Origin of the sequence: Achromobacter spanius (assembly GCF_003994415.1) — a bacterium.
GTDB classification, from domain to species: Bacteria; Pseudomonadota; Gammaproteobacteria; order Burkholderiales; family Burkholderiaceae_B; genus Achromobacter; species Achromobacter spanius_C.
The window spans coordinates 1429964-1448515 of the sequence record NZ_CP034689.1 but is presented as its reverse complement, the minus strand read 5'-3'; the positions used below and the strand labels follow the sequence as shown (position 1 = coordinate 1448515).

Annotated in this window: 18 protein-coding genes and 1 pseudogene; 7 read left to right on the top strand and 12 right to left on the bottom strand. The window is 62.3% G+C overall.

Going from position 1 to position 18552, the window contains the following annotated elements:
* The first annotated feature begins 108 nt into the window (after positions 1–108).
* Positions 109–879 carry a substrate-binding domain-containing protein gene (locus ELS24_RS06555; protein ID WP_230693453.1) on the top strand — a complete coding sequence of 257 codons (771 nt, stop codon included), beginning with the start codon at positions 109–111 and terminating at the stop codon, positions 877–879.
* A 13-nt stretch (positions 880–892) separates the two neighbouring features.
* On the opposite strand, the gene ELS24_RS06550 is transcribed toward ELS24_RS06555, so the two are convergent.
* The 4 genes from ELS24_RS06550 to ELS24_RS06535 form a co-directional block, all read right to left on the bottom strand.
* Entirely contained in the window at positions 893–1741 is an 849-nt protein-coding gene (locus ELS24_RS06550) for a lysozyme inhibitor LprI family protein (RefSeq protein WP_127183703.1), read from the bottom strand.
* A 591-nt stretch (positions 1742–2332) separates the two neighbouring features.
* Positions 2333–3388 carry a sensor domain-containing diguanylate cyclase gene (locus tag ELS24_RS06545; protein WP_127183702.1) on the bottom strand — a complete coding sequence of 352 codons (1056 nt, stop codon included), beginning with the start codon at positions 3386–3388 and terminating at the stop codon, positions 2333–2335.
* Between the two features lie 209 nt (positions 3389–3597).
* Positions 3598–4197 (bottom strand): nitroreductase family protein, encoded by a 600-nt coding sequence (locus tag ELS24_RS06540; RefSeq protein WP_050449636.1) that lies wholly within the window; start codon positions 4195–4197, stop codon positions 3598–3600.
* A gap of 156 nt (positions 4198–4353) precedes the next feature.
* On the bottom strand, positions 4354–5289 hold the full coding sequence (locus tag ELS24_RS06535) for a LysR substrate-binding domain-containing protein (protein ID WP_127183701.1): 936 nt from the start codon (positions 5287–5289) through the stop codon (positions 4354–4356).
* Positions 5290–5393: 104 nt separating this feature from the next.
* Here ELS24_RS06535 and ELS24_RS06530 point away from each other — a divergent pair, with 104 nt between their 5' ends.
* On the top strand, positions 5394–6209 hold the full coding sequence (locus ELS24_RS06530; protein WP_127183700.1) for an aminotransferase class IV family protein: 816 nt from the start codon (positions 5394–5396) through the stop codon (positions 6207–6209).
* Between the two features lie 111 nt (positions 6210–6320).
* On the opposite strand, the gene ELS24_RS06525 is transcribed toward ELS24_RS06530, so the two are convergent.
* Genes ELS24_RS06525 through ELS24_RS06515 form a run of 3 tightly spaced genes read right to left on the bottom strand, consistent with a single transcriptional unit; the run spans position 6321 to position 9084 of the window.
* Positions 6321–7286, bottom strand: a complete 966-nt coding sequence (locus ELS24_RS06525) for a Bug family tripartite tricarboxylate transporter substrate binding protein (protein ID WP_050449632.1) — start codon at positions 7284–7286, stop codon at positions 6321–6323.
* Between the two features lie 50 nt (positions 7287–7336).
* Positions 7337–7822, bottom strand: a complete 486-nt coding sequence (locus ELS24_RS06520; RefSeq protein WP_050449631.1) for a DUF3237 domain-containing protein — start codon at positions 7820–7822, stop codon at positions 7337–7339.
* Positions 7819–9084: a flavin-dependent oxidoreductase gene (locus ELS24_RS06515; protein WP_050449630.1), complete on the bottom strand. Its 1266-nt coding sequence runs from the start codon at positions 9082–9084 to the stop codon at positions 7819–7821. The genes ELS24_RS06520 and ELS24_RS06515 overlap by 4 nt, the downstream gene beginning before the upstream one ends.
* Positions 9085–9234: 150 nt before the next feature.
* Between ELS24_RS06515 and ELS24_RS06510 the strand changes: the two genes are divergently transcribed.
* Positions 9235–9729: a MarR family winged helix-turn-helix transcriptional regulator gene (locus tag ELS24_RS06510; RefSeq protein ID WP_050449629.1), complete on the top strand. Its 495-nt coding sequence runs from the start codon at positions 9235–9237 to the stop codon at positions 9727–9729.
* 68 nt (positions 9730–9797) lie between these two features.
* Positions 9798–10589 carry a tyrosine-protein phosphatase gene (locus ELS24_RS06505; protein ID WP_127183699.1) on the top strand — a complete coding sequence of 264 codons (792 nt, stop codon included), beginning with the start codon at positions 9798–9800 and terminating at the stop codon, positions 10587–10589.
* A 341-nt stretch (positions 10590–10930) separates the two neighbouring features.
* On the opposite strand, the gene ELS24_RS06495 is transcribed toward ELS24_RS06505, so the two are convergent.
* The 5 genes from ELS24_RS06495 to ELS24_RS06475 all read right to left on the bottom strand — a co-directional run bounded on the left by ELS24_RS06495 (position 10931) and on the right by ELS24_RS06475 (position 16149).
* Complete coding sequence (locus ELS24_RS06495; protein ID WP_127183698.1) at positions 10931–12307, bottom strand: hypothetical protein; 1377 nt, start codon at positions 12305–12307, stop codon at positions 10931–10933.
* The gene (locus ELS24_RS06490) at positions 12222–13622 is read right to left on the bottom strand and encodes a DUF6844 domain-containing protein (protein WP_127183697.1); all 1401 of its coding nucleotides are present in this window, start codon (positions 13620–13622) and stop codon (positions 12222–12224) included. The genes ELS24_RS06495 and ELS24_RS06490 overlap by 86 nt, the downstream gene beginning before the upstream one ends.
* 77 nt (positions 13623–13699) lie before the next feature.
* A complete protein-coding gene (locus ELS24_RS06485) occupies positions 13700–14320 on the bottom strand; it encodes a penicillin-binding protein activator LpoB (RefSeq protein WP_164741221.1) in 621 nt (206 codons plus the stop codon).
* Between the two features lie 13 nt (positions 14321–14333).
* Positions 14334–14762, bottom strand: a complete 429-nt coding sequence (locus ELS24_RS06480; RefSeq protein WP_127183696.1) for a hypothetical protein — start codon at positions 14760–14762, stop codon at positions 14334–14336.
* A gap of 1 nt (position 14763) precedes the next feature.
* Positions 14764–16149 (bottom strand): hypothetical protein, encoded by a 1386-nt coding sequence (locus ELS24_RS06475; protein ID WP_050449622.1) that lies wholly within the window; start codon positions 16147–16149, stop codon positions 14764–14766.
* Between the two features lie 285 nt (positions 16150–16434).
* Between ELS24_RS06475 and ELS24_RS06470 the strand changes: the two are divergent.
* The 3 genes and pseudogenes from ELS24_RS06470 to ELS24_RS06460 form a co-directional block, all read left to right on the top strand.
* Positions 16435–16539, top strand: a pseudogene (locus ELS24_RS06470) (ATP-binding protein); the annotation flags it as partial.
* Positions 16540–16689: 150 nt separating this feature from the next.
* Positions 16690–17808, top strand: a complete 1119-nt coding sequence (locus tag ELS24_RS06465; protein WP_127183695.1) for a porin — start codon at positions 16690–16692, stop codon at positions 17806–17808.
* Positions 17805–18515 (top strand): ABC transporter ATP-binding protein, encoded by a 711-nt coding sequence (locus tag ELS24_RS06460; protein ID WP_050449620.1) that lies wholly within the window; start codon positions 17805–17807, stop codon positions 18513–18515. The genes ELS24_RS06465 and ELS24_RS06460 overlap by 4 nt, the downstream gene beginning before the upstream one ends.
* Positions 18516–18552: the final 37 nt, after the last annotated feature.

Here is an 18552-nt window from a genome sequence, read left to right as displayed (position 1 = left end):
CTCTCAAAACAGAAAGATTTGCAGGTGAAAGGGAATATTCACGCGATGCGCGTCGTCTGTTCGAATGGCACGCCGCAATTCGGCGGAACTTGAATGAGGTGTCATGCAATGAAGTCGTTAACAGCCTATGCCCGCGGCCTCGCCGCGTTGGCCTTCCTGTCGGTCTCGACTGCGTGGGCCGCACAGGACCTGAATGTCTACGGCCCTGGCGGCCCAGCCCCCGCCATGAAGGAAGCCGCCGAAGCGTTCGGCAGGTCGCATGGCGTCAAGGTCCACATCACCGCCGGGCCCACGCCCGCTTGGGCAGGCAAAGCCAAGCAAGACGCCGACGTGCTGTTCAGCGGTGCCGAGAACATGATGAGCGGCTTTGCCAGCGCCCTGCCCGGCGTGTTCGACCTCCGCGACGCACGCACGCTGTACCTGCGCCCGTCAGCGATATTGGTGCGCCCGGGCAACCCCAAGGGCATCAGCGGCTTCAAGGATTTGCTGAAGCCCGGCATCAAGGTGATGGCCGTGGCGGGTGCGGGGCAAACAGGCTTGTGGGAAGACGTGGCGGGCCGCTTGGGCAACATTGAAACGGTGCGCGCGTTCCGCGCCAACCTGGTCTTGCCCGAAGCCGCCAACAGCGCCATGGCACGCACGCAATGGACGGAAGACAAGAGCATCGACGCCTGGCTGATCTGGAATATCTGGCAGGTGTCGAACCCGGCATTGGCCAGCATGGTGGAGGTCGAACAACCGTACCGCATCTATCGCGACGCGGGCGCTGTGGTGACGCAACGTGGCAAGCAGCATCCGCAGGCGCAGGCGTTTGTGGATTACCTGGCCTCGGATGACGGCAAAGCGATCTTCAAGAAGTGGGGCTGGAAGGTGGACTGAACCCGGTACTGGCTTATTGCACTGGCGGATACGCCGGGTTCGTCAGGCAGGCCTGCACCCACTCGGCATCGTCCGACGCATCGATTTCGCCATCCACCTTCGGCAAGGGCGTGTCGGCATACACATATTTCGGCGCTTCCGGCTCCCGGTTCCAATTCGCCTTCGTATCGCCGACGGTGGCGCAGGCTTCGTCGGCACTATTGAACGAGCAGGACGCGATGACTCGCGGTTTGCCGTTAACCACATTGGCGACGTAGCGCTTGGTGTAGACCGCCCCGGACGCCCAGGATTCGTCCACCGAGCACACGCGATCGTTGTTCTGGTAGTGGCGAATCGCGAAGCAGGCGTAGTCGACGTAATCACGCGGCAGCACGTCGCAAGACGTCCAATAGCCCGCGAACGCGCCGCCCGTGAATTGGGACTGGAACTGCTGCTGCTGAACCGCCCGGCGAATCATGGTGGGCGTGGCGGACCCTTTGCCGGTTTCCTGGAACTGCGCGCGGCGGTTCTCGATCAGTTCGCGCGCAATCTCGCCCGCGGTCTTGTCATCCGGCACGGCGTCCTGGTCCGTGAGCAGGCGGTCCAGCGCGCGGTCACGCGCTTCAAGCCACCGCTTCTGGCTGGCGACCAGCATCGCGCGGATGCTGTCGTCCGGCGCCTGCTTCAAGATCGCCTGGTAAGCGCGGTTCAGCCCGGCATCAGCCGCTACCGTCGCCTTGTCGGCGCAGATCAGCTTTTCGACGGCGGTGCCAGCCTTGGCGCAATTGATCGCCATCGCCGGCGCGGACAGCGCGAAAACGCCGGCCAGCAACAGGCCCTTTACTGCGAAACCTGCGGAACATGCGGAACGTGCCAATGTCATTGCATTCTTCTCTCTTGCAAGGGCTGCCGGTTTGGCTTTGCGGCTAGTGCCGAAAGCGCAGCGCGCCATTCTGCATGAAATCCACTTACAGAATAGAAACAGAGTTCAACGCTCTGAAACGGGCACCCGGGCTATCCTGCGCCGACTTCCTTCACCGAGACCCGCTCCCGACCCATGCGCATCCGTCTCGCCTCGCTATTGTTGTCCCCCCTGTTGGCCTGCGCGCTGCACGAGCCTTCAGCATGGGCAGACACCACCGTGCCCTCGCTGGACAAGGCCCGCGGCGCCAGCAAGGCGGCAAGTGGCGCAAGACGTTGAAGTGGTCGGCGGCAGAGCGCGGGTATCGATGATGGGCACGGCGTAGGATGGGTGAAGCGCGAAAGACTCAAGGCAAAAACCCAAGCGCCTCAACGCGCGCAACCCATCAAACAGACGTTGCGTTGTGACGGAAGATTAAAAGAACCGCGATGCTGCCTGATGGGTTGCGCGCGTTGAGGCGGTGGCGTTCTTGTCGCTGGCATCTCGCGCTTCACCCATCCTACGAATTGGGAGAACGGCGTTCCGTGCGCCGGCATGCGCTTGAAGAAGCCCTCAATGTATCGTCCGCGCCCCTTTGCGCGCCCGCTTGATGTCGTACATGCGTGCATCGGCCAGACGGACCGCGGCTTCAGCGTCCAGGCCGCGCGGGTCGACCGCCACCACGCCGACGCTGGCGCCTTCATAAAGCACGGCCGCATCGCCCAGTTGATAGCGGCCGATGGTGGCCGCCGTGGCGCGTTCTTCCAGCGCGCGGGCGGCGTCTTCGGCTTCGCCGCGTTGCGCCTCGCCGCCCGGGCCGATATTGCCGCGTTCGATGACGGGGCCGGGGCCGATCAGCACAAACTCGTCGCCGCCGATGCGGCCCAGCATGTCGGACGTGCGCAGGGTGCTGGCCAATCGCCGGGAAATCTCTTGCAGGAACACATCGCCCTGCTGGTGGCCGTAGGTGTCGTTGATACCCTTGAACCCGTCCAGGTCAATTAGACCGACCAGCACGCTGCCGCCTTCGCGCAGCGCACGTTTTTCCAGCCGTTCCAGTTCTTCGTATAGGGCGCGGCGATTGGGCAGGCCCGTCAACGGATCTGTCAGGGCGTAGGACAGCAGTCGAACATTCGCGGCCTGCAACTGCTCCATCAACATTTCACGTTCCAGAAAATTGGCAATCACGTTGGAAAACAGCTTCAACACGGCCTCGGCCTGCGGCGGGATCTGATGTTGTTTCGCACTGGCCGCGCACAGTGTGCCAAGCAACATGCCTTCGTCCGTGCGCACGGGCGCGCTCACGTAGGTCTGGATGCCCAACTGGCGCGCGGCATCGGAATCCGACCAACAGGCGGCGACATCGCTTGTGCACATGCGCCCTTCTTCCAACGCCCGTTTGCATAGCGTGTCCGACCACGGCACCGACAGTCCTTCGGGAATCTGCATCTGGCCCACGTTGCGGGCGAAACGCACATGCTGCAAATCGGCTTTCAGGTCGATGGCGGTCAGGTAGGTGGATTCCAGCCCGGTGACGCTGCCCAACATATCCAGCAGCGGGCGGGTCAATTGCTCAACCGTCTTGGCTTGAGGCAATGAATTCGACAGTCCGGCAAGTATCGGATCCATAACGTGTCTCCTCGAAACGCGCAGTGCTTGCCGCGCGGTAGGGCGTGCCCGGCCCCTGCGACCCGGGCAGGTCAAGCGACCATTATGCACGTCAGGAACACCCGCTTGCCGATCGCGCGACATGAAAAAACCCGCACGTCCCTGTCGGGCAAGTGCGGGTTGATAGCGCGGGAATCCTCAGGTGGCGTGCACCGCCCGATTCAGGCTGATCAGCCGACCACGCGGAAACGCTCGGCGTCGTCCATGAAGGGCTTGTCGCCAAAGCCGTTTTCGTTCGAGCCGAAAGGCATTTGCGCGCGCAGCTTCCACGACGCGGGCACGTTCCATTCACGCGCCACCACGCCGTCAATCAGCGGGTTGTAGTGTTGCAGGCTGGCGCCGACGTCGGCGTTGGCCAGGGTCGACCAGACCGACAGTTGGGCCATGCCGCCCGCCTGTTCCGACCACACCGGGAAGTTGTCGGCGTACAGGGCAAACTTCTCTTGCAGGCTGCGCACCACATCCTGGTCTTCGAAGAACAGCACGGTGCCAACGCCGGCAGCAAAGCTCTTGAGCTTGGCTTCGGTCTTGTCGAAACCTTCGGCCGGCGCCACCTTGCGCACTTCCTCAATGGTCAGGTCCCACAGCTTCACGCTTTCCTCGCCAAACAGGATGACGGCGCGCGAACTTTGCGAGTTGAACGACGACGGGCTGTGCTTGATCGCGTCCTGGATCAGGGCAGCCAGCTCTTCCTTGGAGGCCGACACGTTGCGGCCCAGCGAATACTGCGTACGGCGCTTTTTCAGTGCGTCGAGATAAGCGTTGCTCATGTGACTTTGACCTTTCGACTGGTAGATAGGGGGTGATATGGGAAGGAATTCTAACGGCAGGACCGTGACGCTTGCACTAGCGCAAGCATCAAAACCGCCGATTTCGGACGGAACAAACTGTTCTATTGATGGAACCAATGCCGCGAATGGTGTTGTCTACGGCGCAATCTCCGTGTGCTCCGCCTGCACGATTTCCAGCATCCAATCCCGCAACGCACAGACCCGTGGATCTGCATCGCTGCCTGCCGGGTACACCAGGTGATAGGCATACTCGGGCGCTACGCGCACGCCGACGTCAAACAATCTGACCAGGCGGCCCGCGCGCACATCGCGTTCAACCAGTTCCCATTCCACCAGCCCCACCGCCCCGCCATCGATCACCGCTTGCACTACGTGGCTGGATTCGGTGAATGCGACGCTACGGCTATCGTCGAAATCATCGATGCCGGCCGCAGCCATCCACATCGGCCAGTTCGGCCAGACGATGCCGCCGGGCTTGCAGTCGACGTAACACAGCGTGCGGCTGAACAGGTCGCGGGGCGACGTCAAGGCGGGGCCGGCCTCAAGCAAGGCCGGACTGCATACGGGAGCGACCACGGTATGGAACAGCCGATGCGAGATGGCGCCCGGGTACACGCCCGCGCCGAAGCGCACTGCTGCGTCCACGTCGTCGGCCTCGAAATCGCGCACAGCGTCGCTGATGTCGAACGTCAACTCCAGCCCGGGATGCGCGGCGCGAAACTCGGACAAGCGGGGCAAGAACCAGTGCGTGGCAAAACGCGCGCCCAAGGACAGCCGCAACTGTGTCGTCCGCCCCCGGCTCAAGCGCCGGGCTTTGGCCACCGCGCGTTGCAGGGTGTCCAGCGCGTCGATGGCCGCGTCGAACAGCACCCTGCCCGCGGGCGTCAGTTGGATGCTGCGGCTGGTGCGCGTGAACAGCACAACGTCCAACTGCTCTTCGATCTCTTTGATTTGATAGCTGACGGCGGCGGGCGTCAGCCCGACCTCGTCGGCGGCACGCGTGAAGTTCAAGTGGCGCGCCGCGGCTTCAAACGTTCTCAGTGCCCGGGTACCTGGAAGCATGCGAGACATTATCTTCAAGCCAAATTTGATGATCTGGCGAAATTAACTCGTTTCCCCAGGTACGTGCAATCCCGCATAGTGGCAAAACTTGATGATTACTTTGGAGCCTGTTCATGCCTGCCAACCCGCCGTCCTATGTCGTGCACCGCAACGGCCTGCCCGCTACCGTTTCAGATTTGAGTCCGCTTGCGTTTGCCGGCTATGCCCACTTCACGGCAATGCAAGTGCGGCACGGACAGGTTCGAGGCCTGGACCTGCATTTGGCGCGCCTGCACGCGGCGTCACTCCAGATGTTTGGACAGGCATTACCGGACGCCGTCCTGCTGAATGCGCTGCGGTCCGCCATCCAGGCCGGCCCGGCCGATGTATCGCTGGTGTTGACCGTGTATTCGCCAGCCGGTGAATTCACGGTGGCGGGGGCCGATGTGCGGCCGGAAATCTTGGTGCGGACGGGGCCGCCGTCATCGGGACCAACCGGCCCGCTTGCGCTGACAGCAGTGCAGCATGAACGGATGCTGCCGTCTGTAAAGCACGTCGGCGAAGTCGCCAAGACCTATCTGTTGCGCCAGGCCGTGGCGCAGGGCGCCGACGATGCGGCATTCGTGGACCGGCATGGGCGCCTGAGCGAGGCGTCAATCTGGAACCTGGCGTTCTGGGACGGACAGGCCGTGGTGTGGCCGGACGCCGCGATGCTTACCGGCACGACGATGGGCATCGTGCAACGGCAATTGGAAAAAAAGGGCGTGGCGCAGCGGGTGCAGTCCGTAAAGCTGGACACGCTGCCGACGCTACGCGGCGCGGTCGTGATGAATTCGTGGACGCCCGGCATCGCCGTGAACCGGATCGGCGATACGGCCATGCCGGACGCACCGGAATTTTTAGCCCTGCTGCATGCGGCCTATCAGGCCGAAGCGCCGGTCGCGCCCTGACACGCGACGGCCGAAACGCGATCTCGGCATGTGGCGCTTGCCCTTGGGCAAGCCGACGAACCAGCGCCACATCAGCGCGACTTCAGCAAGGTATCCGCGCAACCGTGCCGATCAATCCGCCCGAAAGCCCGTGGCCTTCACCACGTCTGACCAGCGCTTGGATTCGGCGGACAACAAGGTTTGCAACGCCTTCCGGTCGGAACCCACGACGACGAAGCCGGCTTCGCTCAGGGTGCGTACCGCGGCAGGCTGGCGCAGCGCGGCGGCGCTGTCTTTCTGCAAACGGTTCAACACCGCGTCCGGCGTCCCAGCGGGCGCGAACAAGGCAAACCACGCCCCGAAATTGACATCCGGCAAGCCACCTTCAGCAAAGGTGGGCACCGAAGCCAGGGCGGGCGAACGTTGCGCGCCGGTAATGGCCAGCGCGCGCATCTTGCCGCCCTGCACCTGCGGCACGGCCAGCGCCGTGGTCACGAACGCCGCCTGCACCGCGCCGGACACCAGGCCCGACACCGCATCACCGGTGGAACGGTAATGGATGGCTTCGATCTTCATGCCTGCTTCGCGCGCGAAAAGCTCCGCGCCAAAGTGGCCGGGCGTGCCTGCGCCGAAGGTGGCGAAGTTGATTCTGTCCGATGCCTTCTTGCCACTTTCAACGAAGGCCTTCAAGTCCTTGTACGGAGAATCCGCCGGCACCACCAGCACAAAGTCAGCGCGCACCACTTCGGAGATTGGCGCGAAATCACGCGGCGGATCGTAATTCAAATTGCGGTACGTGGCGGGCGAAATGCTGATGGAGCCGACTTCGCCCAGCAAGATCGTTTGGCCATCGGCGGGGCTGCGCGCCACGGTCTGCGCGGCAATCTGCCCACCCGCGCCCACCTTGTTTTCCACCACCACGCTTTCGCCCAGCAACGGGCCCATGTGTTGCGACAGCGTACGGGCGACGATGTCCGGTCCCGTGCCGGGTGGAAAGCCCACGTTCAGGCGCACGGGGCCATTGGGAAATTGCGCCATCGCGGCGACGGGCAGGCACAGCAGGAAACCGCCCAACAGGCGGCGCAGCGTTGATGTCATGGTTGTCTCCGAGTCGTTTTTATATTCATGCCGCAGCGGATGCCGCGGGTTCAGCAAATGCGGTAGAAGCGCAGCTCAACCCGGTCGGGATAGCGCGCACCCGTGCCGATGAAGAGGCTTTCGTTCATCCACGCCAAGCCCGGCGATGCGGTTTCAAAGCGCGGATAGCTGCGGAAATAGATGCGTGCGGGGTCCACGGGTTCACCCCGGACCAGGCGGGCGATGTCATCCGCGTGGCCCGTGCGTATGCCGGTGTTCTCGACATAAATACGTTCGCCGTCCGCCGTTTCGATCACATAGCGGGCGTGAATGTCGGTGTACGTGGCGGACCGGATGATCTGGAAATCGGCGCCGCCCGGCAGCACCTTGCCGCGCAAGCGTGGGCCGTCCGCCGTGCCGCCCGTGATGGGAATGACGCGGCGGCGGCCCTGCGGGGTGTCGCCTACCTCTTGCGGCGCGCCCACCTCGACGATGACCGTCGTCACATGTTCCAAGTGCGGCGCCAGCGCGTCCGCCGATGCGTCCTGTTGGCTCATGGTGTTGTCTCCCGGCTCTTCTTCAAGGCGGCAGGATCAAACCCCGCCAGTTGTTTGTAGCGCAGCGACACCGCCGCCAGCTCTTGTTGCGTGATCACGTCATGAATGTCCGCAAAGCCTTGCGGCGCGCGTTCTTCGGCCATCTGCATGACTTGCTCGGGGCCATTCAAGCGGTTGCGCAATACGATGCCGGCCGTGCGCGGCAGGCGTTCGGCCTCATATTCCAACAGTGCAATGTCAAGCGTGCGTGCGCTGCCGCCGACCGCCTGCGCCAACCCGTCCGACAAGCACCGCGCGTCCAGGATGGCCTGGGCCGAACCGTTTGAACCGATGGGATACATGGGGTGCGCCGCGTCGCCCAAGAGGGTAACGCGGCCTCGCGTCCAACGCGGCAAGGGGTCGCGGTCCACCAGCGGAAATTCGTAGATGGCCTCTGCGCCATCAATGATGGCGGGAATGTCGATCCAGTCCCAGCGCCAGTCGGCAAAACGATCCGCGAACACGGATTTGTCGACCTGGCGGTTCCAGTCAGTGGCGGGCAGTTCGGCGTCCGGCACCGACAGTTCCGCGATCCAGTTGATCAGCGAACGCCCTTGGCGGCGCATGGGTTCCGAAATGGGATAGCAGACGAACTTCTGGTCCTGGTGCCCCGCCATGAACATGCTGCGGCCGTCCAGGTACGGCGGGGCCTCGGTCACCGCGCGCCACAGCATGCGTCCGGAAAATCGGGGTTCATCGCCCACGGGATGCAGTTGCCGGCGCAACGCGGAATGGATGCCGTCCGCCCCCACCAGGATGTCGCCGCGCACGCGATGCGTGCTGCCGTCCGCCCGCCGCCGGAACACGGCGGTGGCGCCGCTTGCGTCCTGCTCGGCGGATTCCAGCACCATGCCGGTAACGATTGCGCCCTCGCCCAGGCGTTCGCGCACGGCTTGCGCCAGCATCATCTGGAATTCACCGCGATGCACGGAAAACTGCGGCAGGGGATAGCCCGCCTGCAGCCCGCGCGGCTCGCGCCAGATCGGCTGACCAAGCTTGTTGTAGTAGTGCAGTTGTGACGTTTCGATGGCGCGCTCGGCCAGGCCGGGCATCAGCCCTAGCTGTTCCAGTTCACTGACGGCGTGCGGCAGCAGGTTGATGCCGACGCCCAGGGGCCTGAGTTCCTGCGCGCTTTCATACACGCGGCAATCGATGCCGCGCCGATGCAACATCAGCGCAAGCGTCAGACCGCCGATGCCGGCCCCGGCAATGACGATTTGCATGTCTACTCCTGGTTTTATTTGTTATGCAACATAACAAAAATCCGATACTCTTCGCACCCCGGGGATTTCCCGTAACCCGGTGGCGCGACGCCCCCGACTGCATTAGTGTTGAGGCCCCCGGCATCAAGGCCCCGAACCACCACCCGCCCCATGTCCAGAGCCGCATCCCAACGCCCCCGCCGACCCGCCGCCCGCGGCGAGCAATTTGAACCCCATGTGCCCGGCATCCAGTACGGCGCGCTGGACGGCCTGGTCGGCTACGCCATCCGGCGCGCGCAGATCGTCATCTATGAAGACTTTCTTGCCGCGCTTGCCCCTTGGGACATCACGCCGCAACGCTTTTCCGCCCTGACGCTGATCGCGGCCAATGCCAACCTGAAGCTCACCGACCTGGCGCGCATCCTGGGCATTGCCCGGTCAGGCGCCGTGCAAATCGTCAACCACCTGCAAGGCTTGGGGTATGTGGAAAGGCTGGACGTGGAACACGACAAGCGTGCCTATTCTTTGACGATGACAACCGACGGCAGCCGGGTGTTGGCCGACATCACGCAGGCTGTCCAGGCGCATGACGACCGTATCAGCCATCAGTTGGACACGGCGGAAAAGCGGCAATTGATCGGCTTGCTAGGAAAGTTGGGCGGATAGCACGTCGCGCGATGTGAGTCGGATGGCGGTGATACGATCGTTCCGACTCAATCTTGCCCCAGGTCGCCATGCCCACAGCCAAGCCGCACACGGAAAGCTTTGTCGCCACACAGGCCGCGCTCAAACGCCGCCTGCCCCTTGAAAAGGTCCACAATGCGCGCGACCTTGGCGGGCTGACCGGCATTGACGGGCGGCGCTTGCGCACGGGCAAGCTCTTTCGCAGCGGCAACCCGGGCAGGGCCAGCGCCGCCGATCTGGACCGGCTAGGCGCGTTGGGGCTGGAAGTAGTCATCGACTTTCGCGCTGAGCCTGAAAAAGCCCAGGACGAAGCGCACTTCGGCAAGCGCTTTCACTGGATTGCGTCGCCCGTGCTGGACGGCAATATGGCCATGGCCGTGTTGTTGCCACGCCTGCGCGAAGCCACGCAAGGCTTCAGCACCACCATGATGGTGGAGATCTATCGCGAATTTCCCTCGCGCTACCAGAAGCCGTTCGGGGGCTTCCTGAAAACGGCGATGACTGGCAAGACCCTGCTGTTTCACTGCACCGCCGGCAAGGACCGCACCGGCTTCGCGTCGCTGCTGCTGTTGTCGGCCCTAGGCGTGGCGCATGACGACATCGTATCGAACTACCTGGAATCGAATCACTGCAACGCCCGATTCTTCCAGGACATCCTGGCCAAATCCACCGCGCAAGGCGTCACGGAAGACGTGATGATGCCGCTGCTGGAGGTTGCGCCCGCCTACCTGGACGCCTCGGTGCAGGCGATCAAGCAGGAATTCGGCGGCATGGACCGCTACCTGAGGGATGTGTTGCAGATAGACGTGGACGCCTTGCGGAGCCACTATCTGGAGAGTTGAACCGCGCGCGGCCCATGGCAGGGTCAATCGTTGGATCAATCGCCGGATCAATCGCCCGAACTGCGGCGCAAGCGGTCGGACGATTCCTGATTGAGGCGTTTTGCTTCCTCTTCCGCGTAGTCCTCTTCGCCGGGATCGTAAGACCCTTCGTGCATGCAACTGCTGCGGTACCACTGACACTCGCTACTGCGGGAATCTCCAAGTCCAACTAAAGAACACCCCGACCCCATCGCGACAAGCGCCAGCGCCGCACCGCAACGGGCCAATGATTGAATCGACATTTGCTCGCCTACGTTGAAAAGACAAGGGTCTTTATACCAGCCCCTTGTCCCCATGGCGGCTCAATTGTTTAGAAACACATTCGCGCGATCAGGCGCCGCAGGCTTGCTTGTTGCCGCCGCTGCCCGCTTGGGCGCGGCCTTTGGAGCCGCCGCGACAGGAGGCTTTTTATCCGTCTTGCGCACGATGTAATTAGCGCCTTCGGTCAGCGTACCGGATGCCATTTTCAGGAAGGAAAACTTCGGTTTGACTTCCGTGACCCTGCCCAGCCCCACTTCGGTTTCCATGGCGCCCAACGATTCCCCGCTTTGGGGATCACGCAGATCTTCGCCTACCTGGAATACCGCATAGGTCTCGCCCGCAGAGATACCGCCTTCGCCCCGATTGATGATGGCTGTGTCGCCCATCACCTTGATCACTTGCATCGGATAGATCGCATCAACCATGCGGCTGACCAGCTTGTCCGCTGCCCCACCGATCAACTTTTGCAGCGTGTCGGCGCCGACACTGGTGGCCCCCGGATAGGTGCCGCCGAATTTTTGCGATCCCGACCATTTGATTTTTCGGGAAGAGAACTCGATCACTTGCAATTGCAGCGTCCCGCTGGCGGCGCTATTGACCAGGACTTCGCCTGTCATCACGATCGTTTCACGGCGGTTGTTGCTGACGTTCAAGCTTTGCAACTGCGCCACCACCAGGTAGTCGGCGCCGCTCGCCTGCGACAGTCGCGCCACTTCGGGGTTGGCCGCGGCGTCCCCCAGGATGAATTCCTTCTCATCCTGGAAGAGCTTGTCGTTTTCTCGATTCAGCACATCGAAACGACGCGTGCCAACCAGGGATTCGCCGACGGTTTGGATCAACGGCTGACGAAATTGCTTGCTGTTGCTGACCACCACCACGCTGCGCCGATTGCTGTCAGCCCCCAGGCGTTCGTACTTGGCGTAGCGCAGCGTAACGCTGGCTTCCCAGCCCTGCCCGGGATTCTGAACCACGTTGTTGACGTCGTAGCCCAGTATCGGCGCGTTCTGCGGGGTATTGAGCGTCTGGCGGATATTCTTGTTCAAAGCACTGACGACAACAGAATGGTCTTCGTTATCCACAGACGCATCGACCGACATGTTCTGGGTTACGAATTGCGCGGACAGGCGCACGCCAAATGCCTGCCCCGCCGCGTTGACCAGCGCCGATTGAATGGCGTCGTCGCGGCTCATGCCCTGACCGTCCGCCGTTACGGAAGCTTCAGTTACCTGCGCCCTGGCAAACGAACCCAGACTCAGGCAAAGAATCAAGGAAAGGGTCAAAAATGAAAGAACGGCTCTCATGGGGTGGTCCTGTAGCGAGGGTTGGCGGCCGTCAAAAGTCATTCTTGCTATTGATGGGCTTCGACGTCCGGGCCTGGTCGCCGGCCGAGGCCTTCGCGGCGCCTTGTTGCAGTCCATTGGCTTTGCCGCGCGCCTGCGCATCAATGGCGTTGGCATTGTCAAGCTGGCCGTAAGTCCAGCCGACCACGGTGCCAACGTGTTCCACCCCATTGGCATCCTGAGCGCTCCAGCGCTTCACGATGGTGGTGCCGCGCAGCTCCCCGTTCGCCGTCGCCGTACCTGCCCGTGAGAACTTCTGAATGGTGTCGGCAATCTGTTCCTTGATCTGCTGGCTCTCGCCTGCCCGGCCGGCATCGATCTCGGTGATCTTGCTGGCCCACTCTTCATTGGTGTCGCCGACGTCCGTATTCTCGGAAATCTGAATATTGTTGTTGGTGAACGCGACGATGTTCGCCTCGGCCAGAGACTGGGCGATGCGCTGGGCGGTCTGCTGAGCCCGAATCGCGCGTGACGCGCTCCAACTGGGGTCCATCGGAACCGACGTGCGGCCATAGGACAACAACATGGGCCGGCCGGCCTCATCGTAGGTAAACCGCAGGCCGATCTCGTTCAGGTATCCCTTTTCGTTCGCCGGCAAGATGTCCTTGAGCAGCTTGGGATCGCCCTTCACCAACGAGGGACGCTTGCGCACGATGTCCTGCGCAAACTGCCGGGTTTTCTCGGACTGCACCGCAACCACCGCAACCACCATGGTCTTTTTGCCATTCGCTGTTTGCGGGAAGATGCGCGTCTGAACCGGCACCAGCCCTTGCATATTTTGATATGCGGACTTCAATACGCTCTTGTTCAAATTGTCTTTGTAGAGGTTCTTCTTCTGTTCCACCGACATCTTCTGGATATCTGCCGGCGGGACCCCTTCCTTGACCAATTCGTTGTCGAGCTTCTTGTCGAGCAGCGTCAGGCTTTTGTCCAGCAGCGCTTCCAGACGTCCACCGCCGGCCTTGACCGCCTCGTCCACTTCGACAGGATCGAAAGCGTCCTTGTTGCTGGACTGATCCTCGAAGTGCGTGAGTATCGTCTTGGCCTTCAAGCGGCCGTAGTTTGCCAGGATGTAATCGGCTTGCATGTCGAACATCGCGCGTTCGTAGGCCAGCGCCAGTTGCGTGCCGTAGTGCGGATCAGCCGCGCTGTCGCTCGATATCGGCGCCCAGCCTGCATAAAACACGCGCCCATCCTGAGCCTCGCCCATGGTCTGGCCGAACTGCGTTTCGAACTCGGAGATCCAGTCGGCATAGCTCTGAACCGGCTCATCACCCATGGCATTTGCCCCGGTTGCCTTGTCCAGAAGCGCTTCCGAGGCCTGAGCGGGCACGGGCGCAGGCGCCGGTACGGCTTGCGTGCCGGCGGCCGGCTGCGCTTGAGCTTGAGCCATTGCAGTGTGCATCGGAGCTGCTGCAAGCAGAGACAGGGCCAAAACGATCGGTGTGAATTTGCACATGTCCGCGCCCCTTACCAAGCAAAGTTCTGATTGGGCCCCAGCTTTTCGATGGGAATCAGGGATTGGAATATTTCCAGGCCGGTATCACGTTCAACCACGCGGAAATCAAATTCATATTCAAGTTGTTGCTGCTTTTGCGCACCGTCGACGACCGTGCGCTGGCGGATGCCGCCCAGCATTTCCAGATCGGAGGCGACGACCGTGCCGTTACGAGCCACGGTCTTCTGGTTGAACATTTTGGATTTGCTCAGTTGGCGGGAATTCTTGACGTAGTCGGTACGCTCGGTGCCCGTCGCACCCGTGAAGATGAACTGCCCGGTCTTGGTCAGGGCGATCTTCATGCGCGACGTCATGCTGGCCGTGTCGATGCGGAACGTCGTGTCGTTGACCACCTCGCCCATCTGCACCACCCAGCGCCCGCCCCCGGGCTTCTTCGAATAAGGCGATTCAAGGAATTCCTGAACGGCTTTCTTGGACGCGAACTCGAAATCGGTGCTCTGCAGACCAAAGGACACCAGGCCCGGCTGGCCGGTACGGCTGAGATCCCCATTGGGGTTGCTGGAGACCACCGCCATATTCTGGCAACCGGCCAGGGACATGGCCAAGACGGCGATGAGAGATATTTTTTTCATGGATTCTTGATATTCAGTTTTCAACGTAGATACGCACAAAGGCGCGCGTGGCTTGTGGGGCCATGGCCGTGGACTGGATAAGTTCCTGGCGTTGCGGGTCCAGCGCCAGGCCATCAAGGACCTGGGCGCCATTGGCGATGCGACGACCGCAATCGTCAAACCATTGGACGGTGTAGCGAACCCGCAGAATGGTGCCGAACGGCTTGGGGTTCCGCGCGTTGCGTATTGAGAACTGCACGGCCTTCATGCCATTGGGCAGGTCGATCAACGTGACGCCCTCGACCACGGCGCCTTCGCGACTGGCATCGTCCTGGACTTGCAAGGCGGATTCAGGCGCCAGGGTCATGTCGCACGTGACCACACGGGATGGCGCCTGCGCTGCCGATACGCCAGCCAGGCCCATCAGCAACGCGCTGGCGCAAACGCTGTATCGATATTTCATGTCACATGCCGCGGGCGACTTGCACCGTCGCCACGCCTTGGGCAACCGGTTGCTGGGCCGGCAGGGGCTGCACGTAGACAGCGGGTTTGCCCAAGGTGCCGGAGGCTTTGACCAACACCAGCGTGCTGACGTCTTCCTGCAAGGGAATCTGGGCAATGGGCGCGCCCTGCACGCCGCCCGTCAGCGTCAGGAGACCGTCTTTCGGACGGTCGACCACGACCATTTGCAGCGTGTCGGGCAAATTGGCCCAGGCGCGAACATCGGCCTTGGTCAAGGCGTACTGGGCCGCGCCGGTGCCAAGTTTCAACAGGCCGCCAAGCAGGGGGTCCATCTTCTGCTTGTCAATTTGATTATTGACGCCCGCCTGCGCGGCGGTCTTGACGACGGTGGAAATCACCGCCTTGGCCACGACACCCTTGTAGCCCGCATCAAATTCCAGCCCGGCCACTTCATTGAGGTCGGTCAGGACGGCGGTTTCCTGTTGTGTCTTGCCGGAGCCTACCCGCAGGCTGCCATACGCGGCTTGCCCGCGCACAAATTGCGGCAAAGCCATACCGGTATAGGTGACCTTGTCGCTGACGATGAACAAGGGAAGATCAATCCGGAATTCCTTGAAGCTGGGGCCCACACCGTCCTCGTAGAGAATGATGGCCTTGTTTTTCAAGAGGCCCTTGCCGCGCCGCAATTCGTGGCCAAGATAGGCCAGAACGGCATTGCCGCCACGCGTGGCGCTCGCCGCATTGGCGCTTTTCAGCATGTCTTTCGACAGGTTCAACCGTTTGTCCGACACCGACGACGACGTCGCGCGGAACACGGCGCTCATCGCATCACCCGCCGACAACCGGATCTTTGCCGCGACCAGGCCGCTGGGCAGGTCCTTGACGCCGTCCGCGATTTTGGGGCCTACCTCGCCCAGGCTTTTCTTGGAGGCTTCGCCGTTCTCGTCGGCCAGGTCCGACTTCACCGACGCGTTGACCGAGTCCGCATAGGCCTTGAGCTGGCTCGCAGCATTGCCCTGCCGAACTTGCAGGCGATTGAAATCGACCCGTGCGTTCGCCTCATCGCCCAGCATCAGGTGGTTGATGGCCTGGTAGTAGTCAATCAGGGCACCCTGATAAATCTTGCCCTGGTAGGCGCCAAAGGCGCCGCTGGTCAGGGTCGTGCCGACTAGATTGGCAACCTCGGCTGGCGTGTCAACCGTGTCTTCCTTCCAGTTCAGTTGGCTGGCGGCCGCATTAAAGGCGTCACGGCTCAGCGCCCACATCCCGGCATCGTTGAACGCCTTGCCCGCCTCTAGCGCGTCCAAGAGGCTCGCTGGGTCATAGGTGGGTTGCCCCTTGGCATCCAGGTAAAGCGCCGCATAAGCCTGATAGTCAGAAGCCGCCAAATGGGTTCTCGCGTCCTTCTCGGCAACTGTCCGCGTTCCCGCACAGCCCGCCAGCACGACAACACTTAGACACAACAACCCACTTCGAACCCACCCTTTGCAGCGCATTATGTTTTTCCTTTTATCCGGATATATACTTGGTTACATAATTCGGGCGGAATAGTAACACGCTGTTATTTATAGCCACAGATTTTCGTACTTCGTAATCAGTTTCCAGCATCGGCCTTTCCCCATTGCCGAGCTTCATTGCTGCCTTGCTGCCCAAGCCCGATGCCAATACTGCCGTTGCTCGATCGCCTGCTGCATCACGCTCATATCGTGCAGATCGCCGGGGACAGCTATCGGCTCAAGGACAAACGCAAAGCGGGAAATATCAAGATCAGAAACTAGGTTGTTTTGATGCCGGGGTGGGTCAGGTTTACTCCGACGGCGACCTTCCCGCGCCACGGGAACTGTCGCAACGATTGGCCGTGTCATCGACGTGTAGCAACCCGCCCCTAGAGTGTCGATTCCGATTGAATCCCAAAGAGGACTTCCGTTATGAAATCGACACTCCGCATCGCGGCGGCTGGCGCCTGCCTGTCCGCTTTCTTCCTGGCAGCGCCCCCCGCGCTCGCCGCCACCGCCACCTCGGTCCAGCTTTACGGCTTGATCGACACCGGCCTGCAGTACCTCAACAACGGTCCCGCCGGCAACAGCAAGACGGGCATGAGCGCAGGCAACCTGAACGGTTCGCGCTGGGGCCTGAAGGGCGCCGAGGACCTGGGTGACGGCCTCTCGGCCATCTTCGTGCTTGAGAACGGCTTTAGCTCCAGCAACGGCACCGCGCTGCAGGGCGGACGCCTGTTCGGCCGCCAGGCCTACGTCGGCTTTTCCAGCAACACGTGGGGCCGGCTGACGCTGGGCCGCCACAACACGCTGATGATCGACTGGATGAGCAAGTACAACCCGTTCGGCAACGCCAACTTCTCGATCAAGCGGCCCGACGCCGCATTCTCGGACCGTACCGACAACGCCGTCATGTACGTCGGCAAGCTCGGCCCCGTCTCTATCGGCGGTTACTACAGCTCCGGCTGGAACAACGAACAATCATTTGAGGACAGCAAGCTCGGACGCATGGTGGGCGGTGGCCTGCGCTACAAGTCGGGCGGCCTGGACGCAGCGTTGCTTTACCATGCCAAGAACGCCGACAAGCCAAAAGCGGGCGCCAACAGCGGCAATCGTGAAGACCGCGTCGTCGCGGGCCTGTCGTACGACTTTGACGGCGTCAAGCTTTACGCCGGCTACCGCTGGCTCGACCAGAAGCTCACACAGCGCAGCTACAAGAACAACATGACGTGGCTGGGCGTCAGCTACAAGCCGCAGGGCAACTTGCGCCTGTCGGCCGCCGTCTACCATCTGAACGATTCGGTGTGCGACGACATGAACAACGCCGTCTGCCCCGCCGCGCAGGCTGCCGGCACGGGCCAGAAGTCGACCATGTTCGTGCTTGGCAACGAATACGACCTGTCCAAGCGCACCACGCTGTACGCCATGGCGGCCTACGCCGTCAATGACGACAAGTCCTCCTTGAGCGTGATCGGCGGCAAGTATGGCGCGAACGTCGAACCGGGCAAGAACCAGTTCGGCCTCAACGTCGGCATGCGGCATCGGTTTTGAACGCGCCCGCCTCCAACGCCGGCGGCACGGCGATTGCCGTGCGCGGCCTACGGCACGCATTCAACGGCCATACGGTGCTGGACGGAGTGGACCTGGACGTGCCCGCGGGCACGGTCCTGGCGCTGCTCGGCCCCTCCGGTTGCGGCAAGAGCACCCTGCTCAAGGCGCTGGCCGGCCTACTGCGGCCGCAGCACGGCGACATCAGGTTCGGTGGCGCCGTGGTCAGCAGGGGCGGCCACCACGAGCCGCCCGAGCGCCGCGACCTGGGCATGGTGTTCCAGGACTACGCCCTCTGGCCGCACATGAGCGTGGCGCAGAACGTGGGCTTTCCGCTCGAGATGCGGGGCGTCGCACGCAAGACGCGCCCCACGCTCGTGCGCGACGCCCTCGCCATGGTCGGCCTGCATGAATATGCCGAGCGCCGGCCCGCCGACCTTTCCGGCGGCCAGCAGCAGCGCGTGGCGCTGGCGCGCGCCGTCGTCGCACGACCCCGCGTGCTGCTGTTCGACGAACCCCTCTCCAACCTGGACCGGACGCTGCGCGAAACGCTGTGCGTCGAGATCGGCGCACTGCTGCGTCGGCTCGGCACGACCGCCGTCTACGTCACCCACGACCACGAGGAAGCCCATGCGCTGGCGCACACGATCGCCCGCATGGAAAGCGGCCGCATCGCCGAACTCGTGGCAGTCAACAAGGACTCTGCTTAAATGTCATACGCACCTTTTTCCCAACTACTCGCTACGC

What these genes read in the sequence shown, in the direction of transcription:
- ELS24_RS06555 (WP_230693453.1), top strand. Translation starts at nt 109, where the DNA reads ATGAAGTCGTTAACAGCCTATGCCCGCGGCCTCGCCGCGTTGGCCTTC.
- ELS24_RS06550 (WP_127183703.1), bottom strand. Translation starts at nt 1,741, where the DNA reads ATGACATTGGCACGTTCCGCATGTTCCGCAGGTTTCGCAGTAAAGGGC.
- ELS24_RS06545 (WP_127183702.1), bottom strand. Translation starts at nt 3,388, where the DNA reads ATGGATCCGATACTTGCCGGACTGTCGAATTCATTGCCTCAAGCCAAG.
- ELS24_RS06540 (WP_050449636.1), bottom strand. Translation starts at nt 4,197, where the DNA reads ATGAGCAACGCTTATCTCGACGCACTGAAAAAGCGCCGTACGCAGTAT.
- ELS24_RS06535 (WP_127183701.1), bottom strand. Translation starts at nt 5,289, where the DNA reads ATGTCTCGCATGCTTCCAGGTACCCGGGCACTGAGAACGTTTGAAGCC.
- ELS24_RS06530 (WP_127183700.1), top strand. Translation starts at nt 5,394, where the DNA reads ATGCCTGCCAACCCGCCGTCCTATGTCGTGCACCGCAACGGCCTGCCC.
- ELS24_RS06525 (WP_050449632.1), bottom strand. Translation starts at nt 7,286, where the DNA reads ATGACATCAACGCTGCGCCGCCTGTTGGGCGGTTTCCTGCTGTGCCTG.
- ELS24_RS06520 (WP_050449631.1), bottom strand. Translation starts at nt 7,822, where the DNA reads ATGAGCCAACAGGACGCATCGGCGGACGCGCTGGCGCCGCACTTGGAA.
- ELS24_RS06515 (WP_050449630.1), bottom strand. Translation starts at nt 9,084, where the DNA reads ATGCAAATCGTCATTGCCGGGGCCGGCATCGGCGGTCTGACGCTTGCG.
- ELS24_RS06510 (WP_050449629.1), top strand. Translation starts at nt 9,235, where the DNA reads ATGTCCAGAGCCGCATCCCAACGCCCCCGCCGACCCGCCGCCCGCGGC.
- ELS24_RS06505 (WP_127183699.1), top strand. Translation starts at nt 9,798, where the DNA reads ATGCCCACAGCCAAGCCGCACACGGAAAGCTTTGTCGCCACACAGGCC.
- ELS24_RS06495 (WP_127183698.1), bottom strand. Translation starts at nt 12,307, where the DNA reads ATGGACTGCAACAAGGCGCCGCGAAGGCCTCGGCCGGCGACCAGGCCC.
- ELS24_RS06490 (WP_127183697.1), bottom strand. Translation starts at nt 13,622, where the DNA reads ATGGCTCAAGCTCAAGCGCAGCCGGCCGCCGGCACGCAAGCCGTACCG.
- ELS24_RS06485 (WP_164741221.1), bottom strand. Translation starts at nt 14,320, where the DNA reads ATGAAAAAAATATCTCTCATCGCCGTCTTGGCCATGTCCCTGGCCGGT.
- ELS24_RS06480 (WP_127183696.1), bottom strand. Translation starts at nt 14,762, where the DNA reads ATGAAATATCGATACAGCGTTTGCGCCAGCGCGTTGCTGATGGGCCTG.
- ELS24_RS06465 (WP_127183695.1), top strand. Translation starts at nt 16,690, where the DNA reads ATGAAATCGACACTCCGCATCGCGGCGGCTGGCGCCTGCCTGTCCGCT.